13 protein-coding genes are annotated in these 16,993 nt (G+C 45.1%); 7 read left to right on the top strand and 6 right to left on the bottom strand.

Going from position 1 to position 16,993, the window contains the following annotated elements; genetic code table 11:
- The first annotated feature begins 268 nt into the window (after positions 1-268).
- From JO154_RS06420 to JO154_RS06430, 3 genes are all read left to right on the top strand, one after another.
- On the top strand, positions 269-1,831 hold the full coding sequence (locus tag JO154_RS06420) for an FMN-binding glutamate synthase family protein (protein ID WP_291942949.1): 1,563 nt from the start codon (positions 269-271) through the stop codon (positions 1,829-1,831).
- Positions 1,832-2,387: 556 nt separating this feature from the next.
- The gene (locus tag JO154_RS06425) at positions 2,388-3,053 is read left to right on the top strand and encodes a hypothetical protein (RefSeq protein WP_291942952.1); all 666 of its coding nucleotides are present in this window, start codon (positions 2,388-2,390) and stop codon (positions 3,051-3,053) included.
- A 40-nt stretch (positions 3,054-3,093) separates the two neighbouring features.
- Complete coding sequence (locus tag JO154_RS06430) at positions 3,094-3,645, top strand: hypothetical protein (protein WP_291942954.1); 552 nt, start codon at positions 3,094-3,096, stop codon at positions 3,643-3,645.
- A gap of 128 nt (positions 3,646-3,773) precedes the next feature.
- On the opposite strand, the gene JO154_RS06435 is transcribed toward JO154_RS06430, so the two are convergent.
- The 5 genes from JO154_RS06435 to dnaE all read right to left on the bottom strand — a co-directional run bounded on the left by JO154_RS06435 (position 3,774) and on the right by dnaE (position 11,930).
- Positions 3,774-4,304 carry a DUF192 domain-containing protein gene (locus JO154_RS06435; RefSeq protein ID WP_291942955.1) on the bottom strand — a complete coding sequence of 177 codons (531 nt, stop codon included), beginning with the start codon at positions 4,302-4,304 and terminating at the stop codon, positions 3,774-3,776.
- A gap of 11 nt (positions 4,305-4,315) precedes the next feature.
- On the bottom strand, positions 4,316-5,497 hold the full coding sequence (gene mqnE / locus JO154_RS06440) for an aminofutalosine synthase MqnE (protein WP_291942957.1): 1,182 nt from the start codon (positions 5,495-5,497) through the stop codon (positions 4,316-4,318).
- The gene (locus JO154_RS06445) at positions 5,494-7,638 is read right to left on the bottom strand and encodes a M43 family zinc metalloprotease (RefSeq protein ID WP_291942958.1); all 2,145 of its coding nucleotides are present in this window, start codon (positions 7,636-7,638) and stop codon (positions 5,494-5,496) included. The genes mqnE and JO154_RS06445 overlap by 4 nt, the downstream gene beginning before the upstream one ends.
- 209 nt (positions 7,639-7,847) lie before the next feature.
- Positions 7,848-8,165, bottom strand: coding sequence for a thioredoxin (gene trxA / locus JO154_RS06450; RefSeq protein WP_291942959.1), 318 nt, complete (start codon positions 8,163-8,165; stop codon positions 7,848-7,850).
- Positions 8,166-8,288: 123 nt separating this feature from the next.
- Positions 8,289-11,930, bottom strand: a complete 3,642-nt coding sequence (dnaE, locus tag JO154_RS06455; RefSeq protein WP_291942961.1) for a DNA polymerase III subunit alpha — start codon at positions 11,928-11,930, stop codon at positions 8,289-8,291.
- A 149-nt stretch (positions 11,931-12,079) separates the two neighbouring features.
- Between dnaE and JO154_RS06460 the strand changes: the two genes are divergently transcribed.
- The gene (locus JO154_RS06460) at positions 12,080-12,757 is read left to right on the top strand and encodes an NlpC/P60 family protein (protein ID WP_291942962.1); all 678 of its coding nucleotides are present in this window, start codon (positions 12,080-12,082) and stop codon (positions 12,755-12,757) included.
- A gap of 178 nt (positions 12,758-12,935) precedes the next feature.
- Here JO154_RS06460 and JO154_RS06465 read toward each other — a convergent pair whose 3' ends face one another.
- Positions 12,936-14,420, bottom strand: coding sequence for a polysaccharide biosynthesis C-terminal domain-containing protein (locus JO154_RS06465; RefSeq protein ID WP_291942963.1), 1,485 nt, complete (start codon positions 14,418-14,420; stop codon positions 12,936-12,938).
- 112 nt (positions 14,421-14,532) lie between these two features.
- Here JO154_RS06465 and JO154_RS06470 point away from each other — a divergent pair, with 112 nt between their 5' ends.
- The 3 genes from JO154_RS06470 (at position 14,533) to JO154_RS06480 (ending at position 16,983) form a co-directional block, all read left to right on the top strand.
- The gene (locus tag JO154_RS06470) at positions 14,533-15,183 is read left to right on the top strand and encodes a methionine biosynthesis protein MetW (protein WP_291942964.1); all 651 of its coding nucleotides are present in this window, start codon (positions 14,533-14,535) and stop codon (positions 15,181-15,183) included.
- Positions 15,184-15,323: 140 nt separating this feature from the next.
- Entirely contained in the window at positions 15,324-16,229 is a 906-nt protein-coding gene (locus JO154_RS06475) for a hypothetical protein (RefSeq protein ID WP_291942967.1), read from the top strand.
- A 28-nt stretch (positions 16,230-16,257) separates the two neighbouring features.
- Positions 16,258-16,983 (top strand): class I SAM-dependent methyltransferase, encoded by a 726-nt coding sequence (locus JO154_RS06480; RefSeq protein WP_291942969.1) that lies wholly within the window; start codon positions 16,258-16,260, stop codon positions 16,981-16,983.
- The last annotated feature ends 10 nt before the right edge of the window (positions 16,984-16,993 follow it).

Consider the following 16,993-nt stretch of genomic DNA (forward strand, 5'->3'; position numbering starts at 1 on the left):
TAAGTTCATTTCCGTGAAGGAAATTAACCCTATCTTTGCGTCATTATATGAACAACGCAACGAATATATTACCGCAGAAGAACCTATGTACAACATGCAGTACTTGCGGTTTTTTGTTGCCATTTTTATCCTGCCCCAAAGACTTCAACACTTGAACCCGGACAACATTAAAAAAAGCGATTAGTTGTTCGGGGAGGATGACTACCTGTCGTACACCAGACAGTTAGATCCAGAGAAAATTACCAAACAATCTTATAAAATCAATTTTATGAATCATCGGATTGCACGATGGGCAGTTTATGCTTTATGCCTCATATTGGATATTAGTGTAGCAGTGGGGCTTTATCGCGGCTACATCACCGGGTGGGTATTGTTACCAGTTGCGGTTGGATTGAGTATTCTGACTTTATATGACCGTTTTCAGGGCAAGCATGCATTATTGCGTAACTATCCTGCTCTCGGACGTTTGCGTTACTTATTGGAGAACATCCGTCCGGAGATGCGTCAATACTTTTTTGAATCAGACACTGATGGTCGTCCTTTTAGTCGCCGTCAGCGTTCCGTAGTATATCAGCGTGCAAAAGATGTAAAACAAACCGTTGCATTTGGTGCGCTGGCAGATATGTATGAACCGGGTTATGAGTGGGCATCACACACTGCATTTCCGGTGAAAGTGAAAGCAGAATCATTGCGTGTAAATATTGGTAACGAACAATGTTCCCAGCCATATAATGCGAGTTTGCTCAATATCAGTGCTATGTCTTATGGTGCGTTGAGTAAAACAGCGGTACTGTCGCTCAATGGCGGTGCGCAGTTGGGAGAATTTGCACATAATACTGGTGAGGGTGGTATCAGTCCTTATCACCTAGAAAATGGTGGTGCGCTGATCTGGCAGATTGGTACTGGATATTTTGGTTGTCGTGATGAGCAGGGTAATTTCTCTCCGGAGGAGTATACCAGATCCGTTGCGGCGCCTTCTGTTAAAATGGTTGAATTAAAGCTGAGCCAGGGTGCGAAACCTGGTAAGGGTGGGGTACTGCCTGCAGCGAAGAATACGCCTGAAATTGCGGCTATTCGTAAAGTTAAACCGGGGGTGAGTGTATTATCACCTGCCGCACATACCGCCTTCAGCAATGAATATGAAATGCTCGCATTTTTGCAGCAGTTAAGAAAACTCTCCGGTGGCAAGCCCGTAGGTTTTAAATTGTGTGTTGGTCGCGCTGACGAATTTGAAAGAATCTGCACCGCTATGGTAAATACTGGAATTTACCCGGATTTCATCACTGTAGATGGTGCAGAAGGCGGTACTGGTGCTGCTCCGTTGGAGTTTACTGACTCTATCGGTATGCCACTGTACGATGCATTGGCAATGGTCGTGAATATGCTGAAACATTACGATCTGAAAAAACATATCCGTATTCTGGCCAGCGGTAAAATTATCACTGGTTTCGACATCATGAAAGTGCTGGCACTGGGTGCTGATGCTGCTTACAGCGCACGTGGCATGATGCTTGCATTGGGTTGTATCCAAGCGTTACAATGCGACAGTGGTAGTTGCCCTGTAGGTGTTGCTACGCAAGATCCAACACTGTATCGTGGTGTGAATGTAGAAGATAAACGTGTACGTGTAGCTAATTTCCATCGTAATACAATTTATGCACTGTCAGAACTGATGGGTGCATGTGGATTTACCTCAGCCGACAAGGTTGTTCCGGACGCATTATTCCGTCGTGTAACTAGAACGGATATACGTTCTTACGCGGAGATTTATGGTCCTCGTGTAAATAAAGCTGGTACGCCGCTTTATCCGGAGCATGTCGCGCATAATTAATTCAGCTATAGTGTTAGCAGTCAAATATGTATCAAAAGAGCAAGAGAACTCCGCTGTCTAGCGGAGTTTTTTTATGCGTGTAGATCAGTGTATTTTTATCAACCTTTAATGATAAACCTATTCATAAAGGATAGCACTTGATAATCTGCTGCTAAAACATAAAATTGTACTGCCCTTACGGTTACTGGATCTTCGGATGTATGTATAAAAATCCTTTTAAATAATTGGGTATCCTCGCCGCTTTCTTTAGATTTGAATACATTTTACCACGTTTAACCCGGTATAAGATCTAGTTAAATTGTATCTATGATTTTATTGACCCAGAATCCATAAACCCACAATTATGAAAAAAATCACCCTTGTATTGTTGCTTGGCAGTCTTATGTTGACCTTATCCTGTAGAAAGGAACAGATGGACATAGATCCTGTTAGCTGAAAACCTGATAACCTTACTGTTTGGGATGTTTCCGTTACTTTATCACAACAGGAGTATGAAAATGCCAATATTTTAATCAAGAATGGTAGCTATGATGGGCTTAGCCGGTTTATTAGCGGATTGAAGAGCAGGCGCCAGGAAGCTTCCGTCAAACCTACTACAGAACTAGCAGATGAGGTTCCCAACGGAGCAGACGAGGTTTATACTTTTACGAACGCGAGCAAACAGCCAACCACTTTAGTCGGTCCAGATGGGGGATATAATGTAAATTTTGCCACTAAGATTTTAGAAACCTTATATTTCCCCACGAGACGCACACAGGTACAAATTTTAATTCCCTATTATGCAAGAATGCGAACCAATGGTACATTGTATGGCGTTAGTCTTAATCCTGGGTTTTATCCGCAAATACTTCCTTTAGGGCCTTATTGGGGAGAAGTTACCCAAGGTAATGGCGCCGTAACAGGAGGAAATAGTATTAATGTTTCTCCTACCACTTACTTGGCTCCCATCTCTGGTTATTCAACCGCACAGGAAAAACGGACGCAGATAGTTTCTATGTCAGGACAGATAAAGATCAGTACCAATTTGAATCTGGCCGTATTTACGGTAGGTTCGGAACTAGAAGCTGGCTTCACGATTCAGAGAGCAGAATATATTTATAATAACTATGTACTAGATTTTAACGGAGATATTGTGCAGGATTCACCTTCCTCCCCAGTCGATCCACAGGTACATTTCCGAGGTACGATTAGTTGCAAGGGGTACGGTGTTCTCCAAAACTAGCATATTAAGGAAGCATCCATTAGTCCAAGTATTTAATATTATGAACAGATTTGTATTTGCATGGTTGATACTACCCGTTTTATGGTTGCATGCCTTTGGGTGTAAGGAGGTTCCAAATCATCCCATTTATAGTTATTCTTGGATACACTTTGAGTTTATATCCAGGGATTCCACCGGGAAGATTTCTAGTATGCCTCAATGGAATATGCCTGTACAGTTGAATATACCGGATACCTTTGTGGTCTATCCGAATACAGATAGTATCAGAATGATTACGCCTGACATGCCAGGAGGTAGTCTTTTTGTCCGCACTTCACTGGATAGCTATAAATGGAAACCCAGACCTTCCTATGGAAATGGGTTGCAATTGCTAGGATTGTTCGAGAGACGCGATCTACCCGGAATGCTTTTTTCCTTCTATGCTACAAAAGACAGGAGTAGCCTATTGCAGGTAGTATATACCAATCCTGGAAACATGAATACAGCGATGCTTTTTTCCAGCGATTCCGCAAACGTATTAAAGCTATCGAATATAATCATTGATCCTGCTGGAGAGGAGTCAGAACCTGAAAAAGGAGTAGTTCGGCAGTAGTACGGTACTATTAATATACCCAGAAATGAAAGCCCCGTCCATGGACGGGGCTTTGTGTTGTATGTCAGATATGTATCAAAGAGGCAGGACCATAAAAAAATCCGCTGTAGGGCAGCGGATTTTCAGTATTATAATTTGGTATATGCAATTTTATCACCGTATGCAATGTGGTATTTGTCCGCAAATCCGCCATTAACTTCCAGTACATACTGGGCCTTTTTGAAGGAAGGCAGGCTGGTTTCGGATAATGGCGTAGCATATTTCTGAATAGACACGATCTCCATTTTATCATCGATATAGATAATGTCCAGGGAGATATAAGTGTTCTTCATCCAGAAAGAGCGTTCATCCATATCCGGGAAGATAAATAACATCCCTTGGTCATCCGACATGGATTTGCGGTACATCAGTCCATCTTCCCGTTGCTGGTCGGTTTGTGCCAATTGAATATCAATCTTGCGCAGTGTATCTGCGCCGGATTTGGATACAAAAGCCAGGTTGCCTTCTTTTTTGAACGCGCTACCATTTGCTGTTTCCACCGATTGAACTTCGGCGGGCATGGTAGTGGTATCTGTGGCAGACTGGTTACTATTAGCCGACTGGTTACATCCAGTGATGTAGAGACCTGCAGCCAGTAAGAGTTTCAGATGTAAATGCATAAGTGTAAGGCTTATTTCAGCAGCAGTTCTTCATCGGAGAAAACTACGTCTGTATAGTCTTTTATTTCATTGTATACGGTATCTCTTTCCACTGGTCTGCGGCCGGCTTGACGAATCAGCATAGCCAGTTGTGCAGTGTTCATGGAAGGATTTTGTTCCTCAGCGCCTGCCATGGAGTAAATTTTGGTGGTATCATCGATGGTACCGTCCAGGTCATTTACGCCGAAGGAGAGGGTGAGTTGGGCTGTATTTCTTCCCAGCATTGGCCAGTAGGCTTTCAGGTGAGGGAAGTTGTCCATATAAAGGCGGGCAATTGCATACAGCCGCAGATCTTCAATTACAGAAGTCTCTGGAATGTCTGACATATCATTGCCTTTATTGCGGAATTTCAGTGGAATGAAGGTATTGAAGCCATGGGTTTCGTCTTGCAGTTGACGCAGACGTTCCATATGATCCACGCGGTGTTCGTAGTTTTCGACATGACCATACAACATGGTAGCATTGGTATGCATACCTTGTTTATGTGCTGCGCGGTGGATAGCCAGCCATCCGTCTCCATCTACTTTATCATGGCAGATTTTAGCGCGTACATCTGGGTGGAAGATCTCAGCACCGCCACCAGGCATAGATTGCAGGCCTGCTTCATTCAGGATGCGCATTCCTTCTTCAATGCTAACTTTCGCTTTGCGGAACATGTAATCGAGTTCCACCGCGGTAAAGCCTTTGATATGGAGGTCTGGACGATGTGCCTTGATTTTCTGGATCAGTTCCACGAAGAAGTCCAGTTGCATTTTTGGATGTACACCACCCACGATGTGTACTTCTGTAACTGGCTGGTTGTCGTATCCTTTAACGATATCCAGCATCTGGTCTATACTCAGTTCCCAGCCTTCTTCCCGGTTTTTGTACAGGCGGGAATAAGAGCAGAAATGGCAAGTGAATACGCAGACGTTCGTGGGTTCAATATGAAAGTTACGATTGAAATAGGTTTTGTCGCCATGCATGCGCTCTCGAACGAGATTGGCTAATGCGCCCAGGTAACCGACATCCGCTTTTTCGAATAGGGTGATGCCATCTGCTGGCGTCAGCCTTTCTTGTCTTAATACCTTCTCGCCAATAGTTTTCAGCGATTGGTCCAGTGCGGGATGCTGTAATAATGCTTCAACAGCAGGATATTCTTGTCTCATCGTCATCTTACTTTCATTAATTTAATGGTGTTGGCCCTGTTCCTGTAAATTAATTTCACAAAATAAACACCATTTGGCTCATTTACCAAATTAAAGGTCATTCGGTTGGCACTGTTGATAGCAGATTTAGGGAGACTCGTTACAAACTGTCCGGCAGCGTTGTAAATGGATACTTGTAACAGATCCTCTGGTACTTGGTAAAAAGTCACCCATACGAGTCCGCTGGAAGGGTTGGGATTTACCAATACACCTTGTTTCCGCAGGTCCTCATTGACATCTTTGGTAACGATAGTTATATTATCGATATATATATTATTCTCTGAATTAGAGATATTTCTAAAGACTACTTGAAATTTCCCTTTACGTACAGCCGCTGTTAAATCTACGGAATCTCGCCGCCATTCGTTGGGGGCGGGAACGAATTCCGTTTGTAGGGCGGTGGGATGTGTAATGAGGTTAGGGCCCCATTTCTGGTAGAGCATTGTACTGGAATTCATACAATCTGTGGTCACGAGCACTTCTAGGGTATCCCATTGATTTCCTGTTGCATTTGGGTTCGTATAGACCGCTGCAGCCACATCAAAGAAGAGGAACACGGAATCGCGCCCCATGGGGTCCAGGATGGGCGTGAGCAGGTCGTCTACCTGGAAATTGGTATTATAACCTAGGTTACGCATCAGTGCTGACGCTTTACTTTTACTGCCTACATCGCGGGCGCGTTCCCAGGTGAAGCTTTGATCCGGATTACGTATAGCCCATCCCGGGGGTGGGAAGCTATCGTTTTCGAAACCTTCAAAGAAAGGCAGTTGTGCCTCTGCATCATAGTTAAAGTGGTTGCGGGCTGTATCATTGGAGGGATCTCCATCTGGCTGGCCATTCGGTAACTGCGTATAGGCTTTGATGTTATAGATACCGATGTTCACCTTGCTGGAAGGGAGCGTCAGGGTAGTTTCTGTGAAACTGGCTAGGTTGCCGGTCCATTTGTAGGTGACCAGTGGACCATTCCCTACTTGGTAATTGATATTAGCACTGGTGAGAGGCTGGGAGCCTTTGTTGCGCAGCACCACCAGGGGCGTAATATTTTGGTCGCATATTTTGCCGGCGGGGAGTGGGAGCTCGCGGATAGCAGCATCGTTGGGAAAAACTACAGGCGGCGTACAGCCGTTGGAGTTCATCAGTGACGTTACGATGCTTTCCAGGACATAGCGCATCCGCACTACCTGACCTGCGGTAAACAGATGCATACAGGCATCATCGGTGTAATCCATGTAGTTCATGAACATAACGCCCGGAGGGGTAGGGCTGCATGGGTCCAACTTTGGAAACGAAGGACAGCCGAAGGTATTTGTGCTTTGCTGCGGCGTATCCGCAATACCGTCATCGTCCGTGCAGTTGCCAGTATTATCACCCCAAACATGTTTCAGGCCGAAGAAATGGCCGATTTCATGTGTAGCAGTGCGGCCTTTGTTATAGGTGCCACTTAATGCTGGGCCTTCCGTGCCGAAGGCGCTGTACATAATCACCACGCCTAGTTGATCGGCAGGGTAGCCATAAGTGGCAGGAGCAGCCACGCCCAGGTAATTACCTGCGAGCCTGGTCACCCAAATATTCAGGTAGCGTTTGGAGTCCCATATATCTGATCCGCCGCTGCTACTGTATTTCACATCCGGCGCACCATTATATATCTGGAAACTGCGGCCAGGAGTGGTTTTTACGCGTACAATACCATTGGTAGGTTCTCCATCTGGTGTTTGTTGGGCCAGACAAAAATTGATATTGGAATTGCCTATGATTGCCTGCCATACAGCGGGTGTTTGCATCACATCGCTGTTGGTGGCGGTATAATCTTTATTGAGGACAGCTATCTGTGATTGCACTTGCGCATCCGTAACGAGATCGGGATTATCCAATACGATGTGCACTACCACAGGGATGGTTACTGCCTGCGGAAGGGCTTCTGTATGCGGTTTCAGTTGATATTGCATTTGTGCCTTCAGCATAGCATTGTTATAACTGCTAACAACTGTGGCTAGTTTGGGGTTGTCCTTTATCATTTGCTGCAAAGCTTCACTGGTACCGCAATTGCGTTGGGCGATCAGTGGGTTGAAACAAAATAAGGTCAGCAGGATAAGGATGAGTTTGCGCAATGGCTGTGAATTTGAATAGTTTTGAATATGAAAATATTGAGATGTAAGATAATGTATAGATTTTACATTATCGTTCAGGGAGGGATGAGTGGGGTATAAAAAAGACGAAGCTTTAATAAAAACGGGAAATGACGTCATAGACGTCATTTCCCGTTTTTATTAAAGCTTCGTCCGAGCCCGCCGGGCAGGGATGACAGCAGCGTTTCTAATTAGAGGTTTGCTTGGATTTTCTTGTCCAGCACTGCTTTAGGAACAGCACCTACTTGTTTGTCAACTACTTTACCACCTTTCACGAACAGGATAGCCGGGATGCTGGTGATACCGAAATTGATAGACAGTTGAGGATTTTGATCCACGTTTACTTTACCGATGTTTACTTTACCATCATAATCTTTAGCAAGCTCTTCGATTACTGGACCGATAGCGCGGCAAGGTCCACACCATTCTGCCCAAAAGTCAATAACAGTGAGTTTATCGGAGTTCATAACTTCGGTTTCGAAGTTTGCGTCTGTGAATTCTAAAGCCATATACTACTTTAATTTAATGATTTGTATAATGATTGTTTTGATTTTATCTGATTTATCAGGTTCAATCGTGCCTTATAACTGTCAAATCTTGAACCGAGTGCAAATTACTGCTTTTTTGACATCTTACTTATTGATAATATCGATATAGACATTGATGTCAGGTTGTTTCGCCAGGAACTGTGCCAGTTCGTCATTCATTTCAATATTCCTGTTGAAGGTATGCAGTTTTGCTTGCAGTTGATGATCCTCGTCTGTAAGGTGCACGTGCATGGTGCTACTGCCCGGATAGCGATTAACATTCTCTACGAGGAAGTCGATCGTATTGCGGGTGATTTGCTTAGGAGTGGTCATCAGGTAAACCTGCTTAGTATGGGTCTTTTTAACCTCTTGGAGCAGTTGAATGCTGTTTACCTTGAACTCGTATTCATTATCATTAAAACGCTTGGATTTGAAGCCGCCATTGATAAATAAACACAGTCCTGGTTTCAGGTATGGTGCGAAGCGGATGAAGTCTTCACTCCAGAGGGCGAATTCAAATTTCCCGGTATAATCCTCAATGGTCATGATACCGAATTGGCGGTTATTACGGGAGATTCTTTCCTGTGCATTGGTGATGAATACAGCCAGGCGGAAGTTACGTTCCCTGGCTCTACCGCCGGTGCTGCCAGGAGTAGTGATTTCAGATTGGTAATCTAATAATTCCTGTACGGTATTCATTTGATAGTGCTTCATTTCGAAGCGGTAATCATCCAATGGGTGGCCGGAGATATAGATACCTGTTACATCTCGCTCGTTATTGAGCTTCATGATGAGCGGCCATGCATCGCAGGCAGGAATTTTAGGTGGTTCTACATCTGGCAATTCGTCGGCGCCAAAGAGGCTACCAATGGTAGAAGAGCCGGCACTTACCTGTTGACCGAATTTCACGATACGATCGATGCCGGTCAATGGATCATTGTCTGGTTTGTGGAAATACTGGGCTCTGTGGAGTTCCGGGAAGCAGTCGAATGCGCCGGACATCGCGAGGGCCTCCAGTGATTTCTTATTGACAGCGCGTTGGTTCACGCGTTTGATAAATTCGAAGATGGTTTTGTAGTTACCTTCTTTGCGTCGTTCTTCCAGCAGGCTTTCTACGGCTGCTTCGCCCACGCCTTTCAGGCCGCCGAGGCCAAAACGAATCTGGCCTTGTTTGTTTACCGCAAAACCTTTGAAAGATTCGTTTACATCTGGCGCCAATACGTCGATGCCCATACGTTTACACTCTTCCATGAAGAAGGTGATTTTCTCAATATTGCTGGCGTTGTTCAGTACAGCCGCCATATATTCAGCAGGGTAGTGGGCTTTGAGGTAGGCTGTCTGATAGGCCACGAAGGCATAGCAGGTAGCGTGGGATTTGTTGAACGCGTAGGATGCGAATGCCTCCCAGTCGGTCCATACTTTATCACAGATCTTCAGGTCGTGCCCATTTTTTTGGCAGCCTTCCATGAACTGTGATTTCATTTTATCCAGAACGGCTTTTTGTTTTTTACCCATTGCCTTACGGAGTACGTCCGCATCTCCTTTGGAGAAGCCGGCCAGTTTCTGGCTGAGCAACATTACCTGTTCTTGATATACGGTAATACCGTAGGTATCGTTCAGGTATTCCTCCATTTCTGCGAGGTCGTAGGTAGTGGGTTCCAGACCGTGTTTACGGCGGATAAATGCCGGGATATACTCGAGTGGTCCTGGACGGTACAAGGCGTTCATGGCGATCAGATCGTCGAAACGGTCCGGTTTGAGTTCGCGGAGGTATTTCTGCATACCGGCCGACTCGAACTGGAAAGTAGCGTTGGTTTCGCCTTTCTGGTACAGCTCATACGTTTTGGCATCATCCAGTGGGATATAATCGATATCGATTTCTATGTTGTGGTTCTGTTTGATCAGTTCCAGTGCGTTTTTGATAATGGTGAGGGTCTTCAGACCCAGGAAGTCCATTTTGATAACGCCGGCCGACTCAATGATACTTCCTTCGAACTGTGTAACGAGGAGGTCGGAGTCTTTCGCCGTGGAAACAGGAATAAGATCGTACAGGTCTTGTGGCGCGATGATGATACCTGCCGCGTGGATACCCGTGTTACGCACGGAGCCTTCCAATACGCAGGCTTCGCGGAGTACTTCTCCTTGGAGGTCTTCTCCTTTGATGAGTTCCCGGAGTTTCTTCACGTTTTCCAGGTCTTCACCCGCGAGGCCTTCTTTATCAGAGAGGCTTTTATCGCCTTCGAGGGGTGCGTTGAAGATACGATCCAGTTGGATTCCTGGTTTTTCAGGTACCAGTTTGGCGAGGGCGTTGGAATCCGGCAATGGGAGGTCCATTACGCGGGCCACGTCTTTGATACTCATTTTCGCGGCCATGGTACCATAGGTGATGATTTGTGCCACCTGGTTACGGCCATATTTCTGAACAACGTAATCGATTACTTTCTGACGGCCTTCATCATCGAAGTCCGTATCAATATCGGGCATGCTCTTACGTTCCGGGTTAAGGAAACGCTCAAACAGGAGGTTGTATTTAATTGGGTCGATATTGGTGATACCGATACAGTAGGCCACTGCGGAACCGGCAGCGGAACCACGTCCTGGGCCGATGAATACGCCCAGATCGCGACCCGCCTTGATAAAGTCGGATACAATGAGGAAGTAACCGGCGAAGCCCATGTTTTCGATAACCTGCAATTCGAAGTTGAGGCGTTCCTCTACTTCGGCGGTCATCTCTGTATAGCGGGTGCGTGCACCTTCAAACGTAAGGTGGCGCAGGTATTGGTCTTGTGTAAAGAATTCTTTCGGGATAGGGAAGTTGGGCAGCAGGATATCTCTTTTCAGGTCCAGCAGTTGTACTTTATCCACGATTTCGTTGGTATTGTCGATCGCTTGTGGGAGATCATGGAACAATGCCGACATTTCCTCTGTGGTCTTGAAATAGAATTGGTCGTTATAGAAGGCGAAGCGTCTATTTTTCATAGACACATCGTCGTCTGCGAACTCCTTCATGGTAGGCGTACTTTTCTTTTCGCCGGTGTTGATACAGAGGAGGATATCGTGTGCATTGGCATCCGCTTGATCCACGTAGTGGGAATCGTTGGAAGCAATGACTTTTACATTATACTTTGCAGCGAATCGCAGTAAGACAGCGTTTACTTGTTCTTGTTCGGGTATACCGTGTCTCTGCAATTCCACATAAAAATCTTCGCCGAAGATATCCAGCCACCATCTGAACTCCTTTTCACCTTCTTCTTCTCCTTTGCGAAGGATAGTTTTAGGAACAGAGGCGCCGAGGCAGCAGGTAGTAGCGATCAGCCCTTTATGGTATTGCAGAACCAGTTCTTTATCGATACGGGGATATTTCCCGTATAGGCCTTCCATATATCCGAGGGAGCAGAGCTTGATCAGATTACGATAGCCTTCATCATCTTTCGCCAGGAGAACTTGGTGATAACGAATATCTTTTTCCTCGCGGGTGAAAGCGCGTTTATGCCTGTTTTCTACCAGGTAGAATTCACATCCTACAATAGGTTTTACTTTCAGGCGTTTATCTTTAGGATCGGCGGGATTCAGCTTGTTGTTATATGCTTCTGCCACAAATTGAAACACACCGAACATGTTGCCATGGTCCGTTATGGCTAGGGCAGGCTGATTAGATGCCATCGCCTTTTTATAGAGCGATTTGATATCAGCAGCACCGTCCAGAAGGGAATATTGTGTATGTACGTGTAAGTGGGAGAAATTCATCTTGCTATCCTATTTCGTCAAGGAGCAAATGTCGGAAAATATTCGGGAAGTAGGGCAAGCGATTTTATAAGTATTTAAATTTCAGTGAGATTCATGGAAAATTGAAAATCTTAAAATATTTTAGCGAAAAATTAACCAGTCAAAAAGCTATGAAGAGCGTCAAGAGGAATCTAATTGTGAAACTCTCGGTTTGTGCATTGTCACTCAGTTCCTGTTCAGCGCTTCATAAGAGTACCACCAAAACACCCGCCGGATCATCATCTGCAACGGCAGGCAACACAGGTACCAAGGTGGAGTTTATTGAGGGCATTCACACCAGGGCCAAACCTAAACCGATTGCATCCCATAACAGTAAGAACGTTGGCATTAGTAGCAACGTGACGATGGGAAGCGCTATTTTGGAAAACGCCAGCAGTTGGCAGTTTAAATACGCGCAAATGTTGGATGTACCCGTAGAAAATGTACTGAACGGCCGTTTGTACAGTTTCATTGATGAATGGATGGGGACTCCTTACCGTATGGGCGGAAAAACAAAAGACGGTATTGATTGTAGCGGATTTGTGAATACGCTCATGAATGCGGTGTTTCAACTGAACCTGATCGGCAATTCTGTACAACTGTTCAACCAAGTAACCCGCCTGAGTAAAACTCAATTGCATGAAGGGGACCTGGTATTTTTCCGTATTCATCACAAACGTATTTCCCATGTAGGGATTTACCTGGAGAACGATAAGTTCGTACATGCCAGTACTAGTAATGGCGTGATGATCAGCGACCTGAAAGAGGCATACTGGAAACGGTATTATGCTGGTGGCGGGAGGTTATAAATTGGCGCCTGCGGCGCTGTTGCAGCGAGATTTTTTGGCTCGCAAAGCAGCATAAGCAGCAAAGACGCAAAGGTTTATGTTTTGTTTGTTTATGATGTGCGTTTGTTTGAAAAGATATTAAAAAACCCGCAATGGTGTGACCATTGCGGGTTTTCTTTTGGATGTTGTCTCCCTATAATTATTTTCTGATCACTTTTGCTTTCATGTTGGACCACATGGTGTTTACATCTTCTGACAATTTTGTCATGATCACCGCAGCGCCGAAAATGAGTACATACAGCCCACTTCGAACAATCGTGTCTGCATAAATATTCCAGATAAACGGCAATTGCATGACTAATAACATAATGCCAGTGCCTATCAGTAGGACCCACAGCGTTTTCCAAGAAAACGGCTGGATATCAAAGCGAATCCAGATGAACAGGTATCGAACGATATTAAAGATAGTGACAGTGATGAGGTCTGCATAGGCAGCGCCTTTGATATCCCACCATTGTACAAAGAAGTAGTTCAAGGTGATGGAAAGCACTACCAGCAATATGGAGCAGATGAAGTCGAACCGCCAGTAGTTGGAGGTTTGTATAATTTGATTATTCACGCCTGTGACCAAGTCTACCATTCGGGCGATCCCTAAAATGAAGACCACCGCGGATATTTCCTCCCAGCCTTGTCCGAGGAAGAGTACCAGGTTGTTGGTGCTCAGCCAGATAGCGCCGAATATCCCCATGCCTACAATAGACAGCGTGATAGAGCTTTTGGTATATAGTTCCGCGATTTTAGCCATGTCCTTGTTTTTCCAGGCAGTGGCCAAAATAGGCGTGGTAATGGCGTACATGCTGCGTTGTGGTACTTCCATGAAGTTGACCACGAAGGTAGCGTAGGAGAAAAGTCCTGCTTTGGCAAGGCCTTTCACGCTGGTAATGATGAGTACATCATTCATTTTACGCAGCAGTGTGAATACGTGGGACGTAAATACATAGCTGCTGAAAGTAATCATGCGTTTGCCCAAACGGCGGCTAACGCTGCTGAGACCTCCTACTATTTTCAGTTCACCTGTTCGCCAGATAACGATCAACAGCGCGATAGCAGCAAGAGCATACGGTACGCTGAACAGGTCGATGTATAATTTGAAATCGAGTTGGGTGATGCCGAAAAAGACCAGGATCACGGTGGAAATCATGCGTAGTCCTGCTTCTTTCCAGAAATTGGACGCGATCGTTTTATGCAGTCCCCAGGAAAATCCTTCCAGCATGTTGTACACTAGGATGCAGAGTGTTAGCGGATAGAGGGCATAGAAGTAATCTATCAGCATTTTACTGTTGCCGCTAAATTTGCGTACGATCAGGTCGTGGAAGATCCAGGCGAATAACAAAAAGAGCAGATAGCCGAGGATGGATACTATGATCGTAATTTTTGGGAGATCGTTTTTCTTCGGTGTGAGATAGTCTTGGTAAAAGGGGAAGAACTTATTTATCACCGGAACGGCGCCCAGGGAGGCGACAGTAGCCAAGAGTGTAGCTATATCTATCAATACACGGGTGAGGCCAATCTGTTCTTTGTTGAAGATGTGGGGCATTAACACCATCAGGTTGAATGCGCCAAAGGCAAAACCGATGTAGATAGATATAGATGAATAAAGACTCTGTTTTCTGACGATTCCCATGTAATTGTTCTGTAAACCTGCAAATATAAGGAAGGTGGTAATATCCGGAAAGATATGCAATTGTTTTATGTTTTATTCTTGCACATCCGCTAGGATTAAGTTTAATTTGCGGATGCGTAACGACAACCGGAATTACAACTACAATGATTACCCTTCTGAGAAACGAATGGAATATGAGCTGGTAGCGGATTTGATACCTACTGGCGCCCGCGTACTGGACCTCGCCTGCGGTAATGGCGCACTGATGGAACAGTTAATCGAAACGCGTCAAGCTATCTGTGAAGGCATGGAGCTTTCACCTTCCGGGGTAGAAGTCTGCCGCAAGAAAGGTTTGGAGGTAATAGCAGGCAGGGTGGATGAAAAACTGCCTTATGCTGATAATCAGTTTGATGTAGCGGTATGTAATGTGACTATCCAGATGCTGATGTACCCTGAAATGTTGCTCTCTGAGATGAAGCGGGTAGCGCCTCGACAGATTATATCTTTCCCTAATTTCGCCTACTTTAAAAATCGCTTGGAGCTATTGCTCAAAGGCCGTATGCCAAAGCAGTTGCTATTTGGCTATCAGTGGTATAATACGGGGCATATTCATCAGTTGTCTATTCGGGATTTTGAGGAGCTGGTAGGCGCCGTAGGTGGATTGGAAATCGCTACCCGTAGTTTTGTGCCGATGGGGATGAAACCCATTGATATGCTAGGAGGGGTGTTTCCAGGTTGGTTCCGCAAGGTGGTGATTATGGAAACCCGCCGGACCAATGGTTAGCCTGCGTTTCCGGATTTAACAACATATTAAGAAAATCGAGCGACTGATTCTGTTTTAATTTGAAACAGTTGTATATTTTTATACCTATTTTTGCAGGGCGCTGTTTTAGAATGTAAATTTGCGCCAACCTGAACAGGAGTATGGGAAAATTCGCACCTATTATTTTTATGGCTTATAAGCGGCCGGAGTTGACCAGAAAAGCACTGGAAAGCTTGGCTGCCAACCCCGAAGCGGCCGAAAGTGACTTGTTTGTTTTTGCGGATGGTCCGAAAGACAATGCGACCGAGCAGGACTTACAACAGATTGCCGCTACCAGGCAAATCATTCGGAGTCGTGATTGGTGTGGAACCGTGCATTTGCAGGAAAAAGTGAAGAATGAAGGCTTGGCCAAATCCGTGATCAATGCCGTAACGGATGTGCTGGATAAATATGGTCGTGCGATTATCTTGGAAGACGACTTGGTATTAGCGCCTTGTTTTTTACAGTATATGAATGAGGCTTTGGAGATGTACGAAGAGGAGCCGATGGTGGCCTGCATTCACGGTTACGTATATCCGGTGGCAGAAAGATTACCAGATAGCTTTTTTGTTCGTGGGGCTGATTGTTGGGGATGGGCCACTTGGAGCCGTGCTTGGAAACAGTTTGAGCCAGATGGCCAGAAACTGTATGATGCCATTCGCCTGAAAGGAGAGACCGCCGCCTTCAACTTTGATAACAATTACGACTATATGAAAATGCTGCGTAAGCAGACGGAGGGAAAGAATGATTCCTGGGCTGTTCGCTGGTATGCGTCCGCATTTTTGAAGAATATGGTCACGCTGTATCCGGGAACTTCTTTGGTGCAGAATATTGGGATGGATGCTTCGGGAACGCATATGAGTGAGTCGGATGCAGCCACCTTTGACGTAACCCTGGCGAGTAAGCCATTGAAGCTCGTGAAACAGCCCGCAGTAGCCAGTACGGAAGGTACGCAGGCATTCATAGATTATTTTAAGTCGATAAAACCAGGTTTCCTGCAACGTATTAGGACAGCCTTCAAGAAATAAGTCAACATTAAACAGAGGAGTTCAATAAATGGGATTTTTCCAGCAGCTACTTCAGAAAGAAACATTTAACCCGGGCCCTCTCGGGATTATCATCAACCCGTTTTATATTGCCCGTCGGGGGCTGTATAATGAGATGTCTAGGGTAGGCGCTCAGCTTTCCGGACGTTTGCTGGATGTAGGCTGTGGCACAAAGCCTTATAGGCAGTTGTTCCAGGTGGATGAATATATCGGTTTAGAAATTGACACCACCTATAACCGTGAGAAGAAAGATATTGATGTATTCTACGATGGTACTGTATTCCCTTTTGAAGATAATACCTTCGATTCTCTCTTGTGTAACCAGGTATTGGAGCATGTTTTCAACCCGGAGGAGTTCTTGCAACAGATCAATCGCGTGCTGAAGCCTGGAGGGAAAGGTATTATCACCGTTCCTTTTGCTTGGGATGAACATGAGCAGCCATATGATTATGCGCGTTATTCTTCTTTTGGATTGAAAAGTTTGTTGGAGAAAAGTGGTTTTGAAGTGATAGAGCTGCGTAAATCTGTTGCAGATTTGCGGGTGCTGACCGTGTTGATGAATGGCTATCTCTACAAAAAAACGGTGAAGTATCGCTTCCTGCGCATCTTTACCACCTTATTACTGATGTTCCCAAATAACGTGATTGGTTCCTTGATTGGACTGATTATGCCTCGCAATGAGGATCTTTACTTGGATAACATTGTATTGTTTAAAAAAGTGAAAGCGACTAAATAAGAGGAGGAAA

The sequence above is a fragment of the Chitinophaga sp. genome (assembly GCF_019236475.1).
GTDB lineage: Bacteria > Bacteroidota > Bacteroidia > Chitinophagales > Chitinophagaceae > Chitinophaga.

Coding starts and splice junctions, on each gene's coding strand:
- JO154_RS06420 (WP_291942949.1), top strand. CDS start 269: ATGAATCATCGGATTGCACGATGGGCAGTTTATGCTTTATGCCTCATA.
- JO154_RS06435 (WP_291942955.1), bottom strand. CDS start 4,304: ATGCATTTACATCTGAAACTCTTACTGGCTGCAGGTCTCTACATCACT.
- JO154_RS06475 (WP_291942967.1), top strand. CDS start 15,324: ATGGGAAAATTCGCACCTATTATTTTTATGGCTTATAAGCGGCCGGAG.
- mqnE (WP_291942957.1), bottom strand. CDS start 5,497: ATGACGATGAGACAAGAATATCCTGCTGTTGAAGCATTATTACAGCAT.
- JO154_RS06465 (WP_291942963.1), bottom strand. CDS start 14,420: ATGGGAATCGTCAGAAAACAGAGTCTTTATTCATCTATATCTATCTAC.
- JO154_RS06460 (WP_291942962.1), top strand. CDS start 12,080: ATGAAGAGCGTCAAGAGGAATCTAATTGTGAAACTCTCGGTTTGTGCA.
- dnaE (WP_291942961.1), bottom strand. CDS start 11,930: ATGAATTTCTCCCACTTACACGTACATACACAATATTCCCTTCTGGAC.
- JO154_RS06480 (WP_291942969.1), top strand. CDS start 16,258: ATGGGATTTTTCCAGCAGCTACTTCAGAAAGAAACATTTAACCCGGGC.
- JO154_RS06470 (WP_291942964.1), top strand. CDS start 14,533: ATGCGTAACGACAACCGGAATTACAACTACAATGATTACCCTTCTGAG.
- JO154_RS06430 (WP_291942954.1), top strand. CDS start 3,094: ATGAACAGATTTGTATTTGCATGGTTGATACTACCCGTTTTATGGTTG.
- trxA (WP_291942959.1), bottom strand. CDS start 8,165: ATGGCTTTAGAATTCACAGACGCAAACTTCGAAACCGAAGTTATGAAC.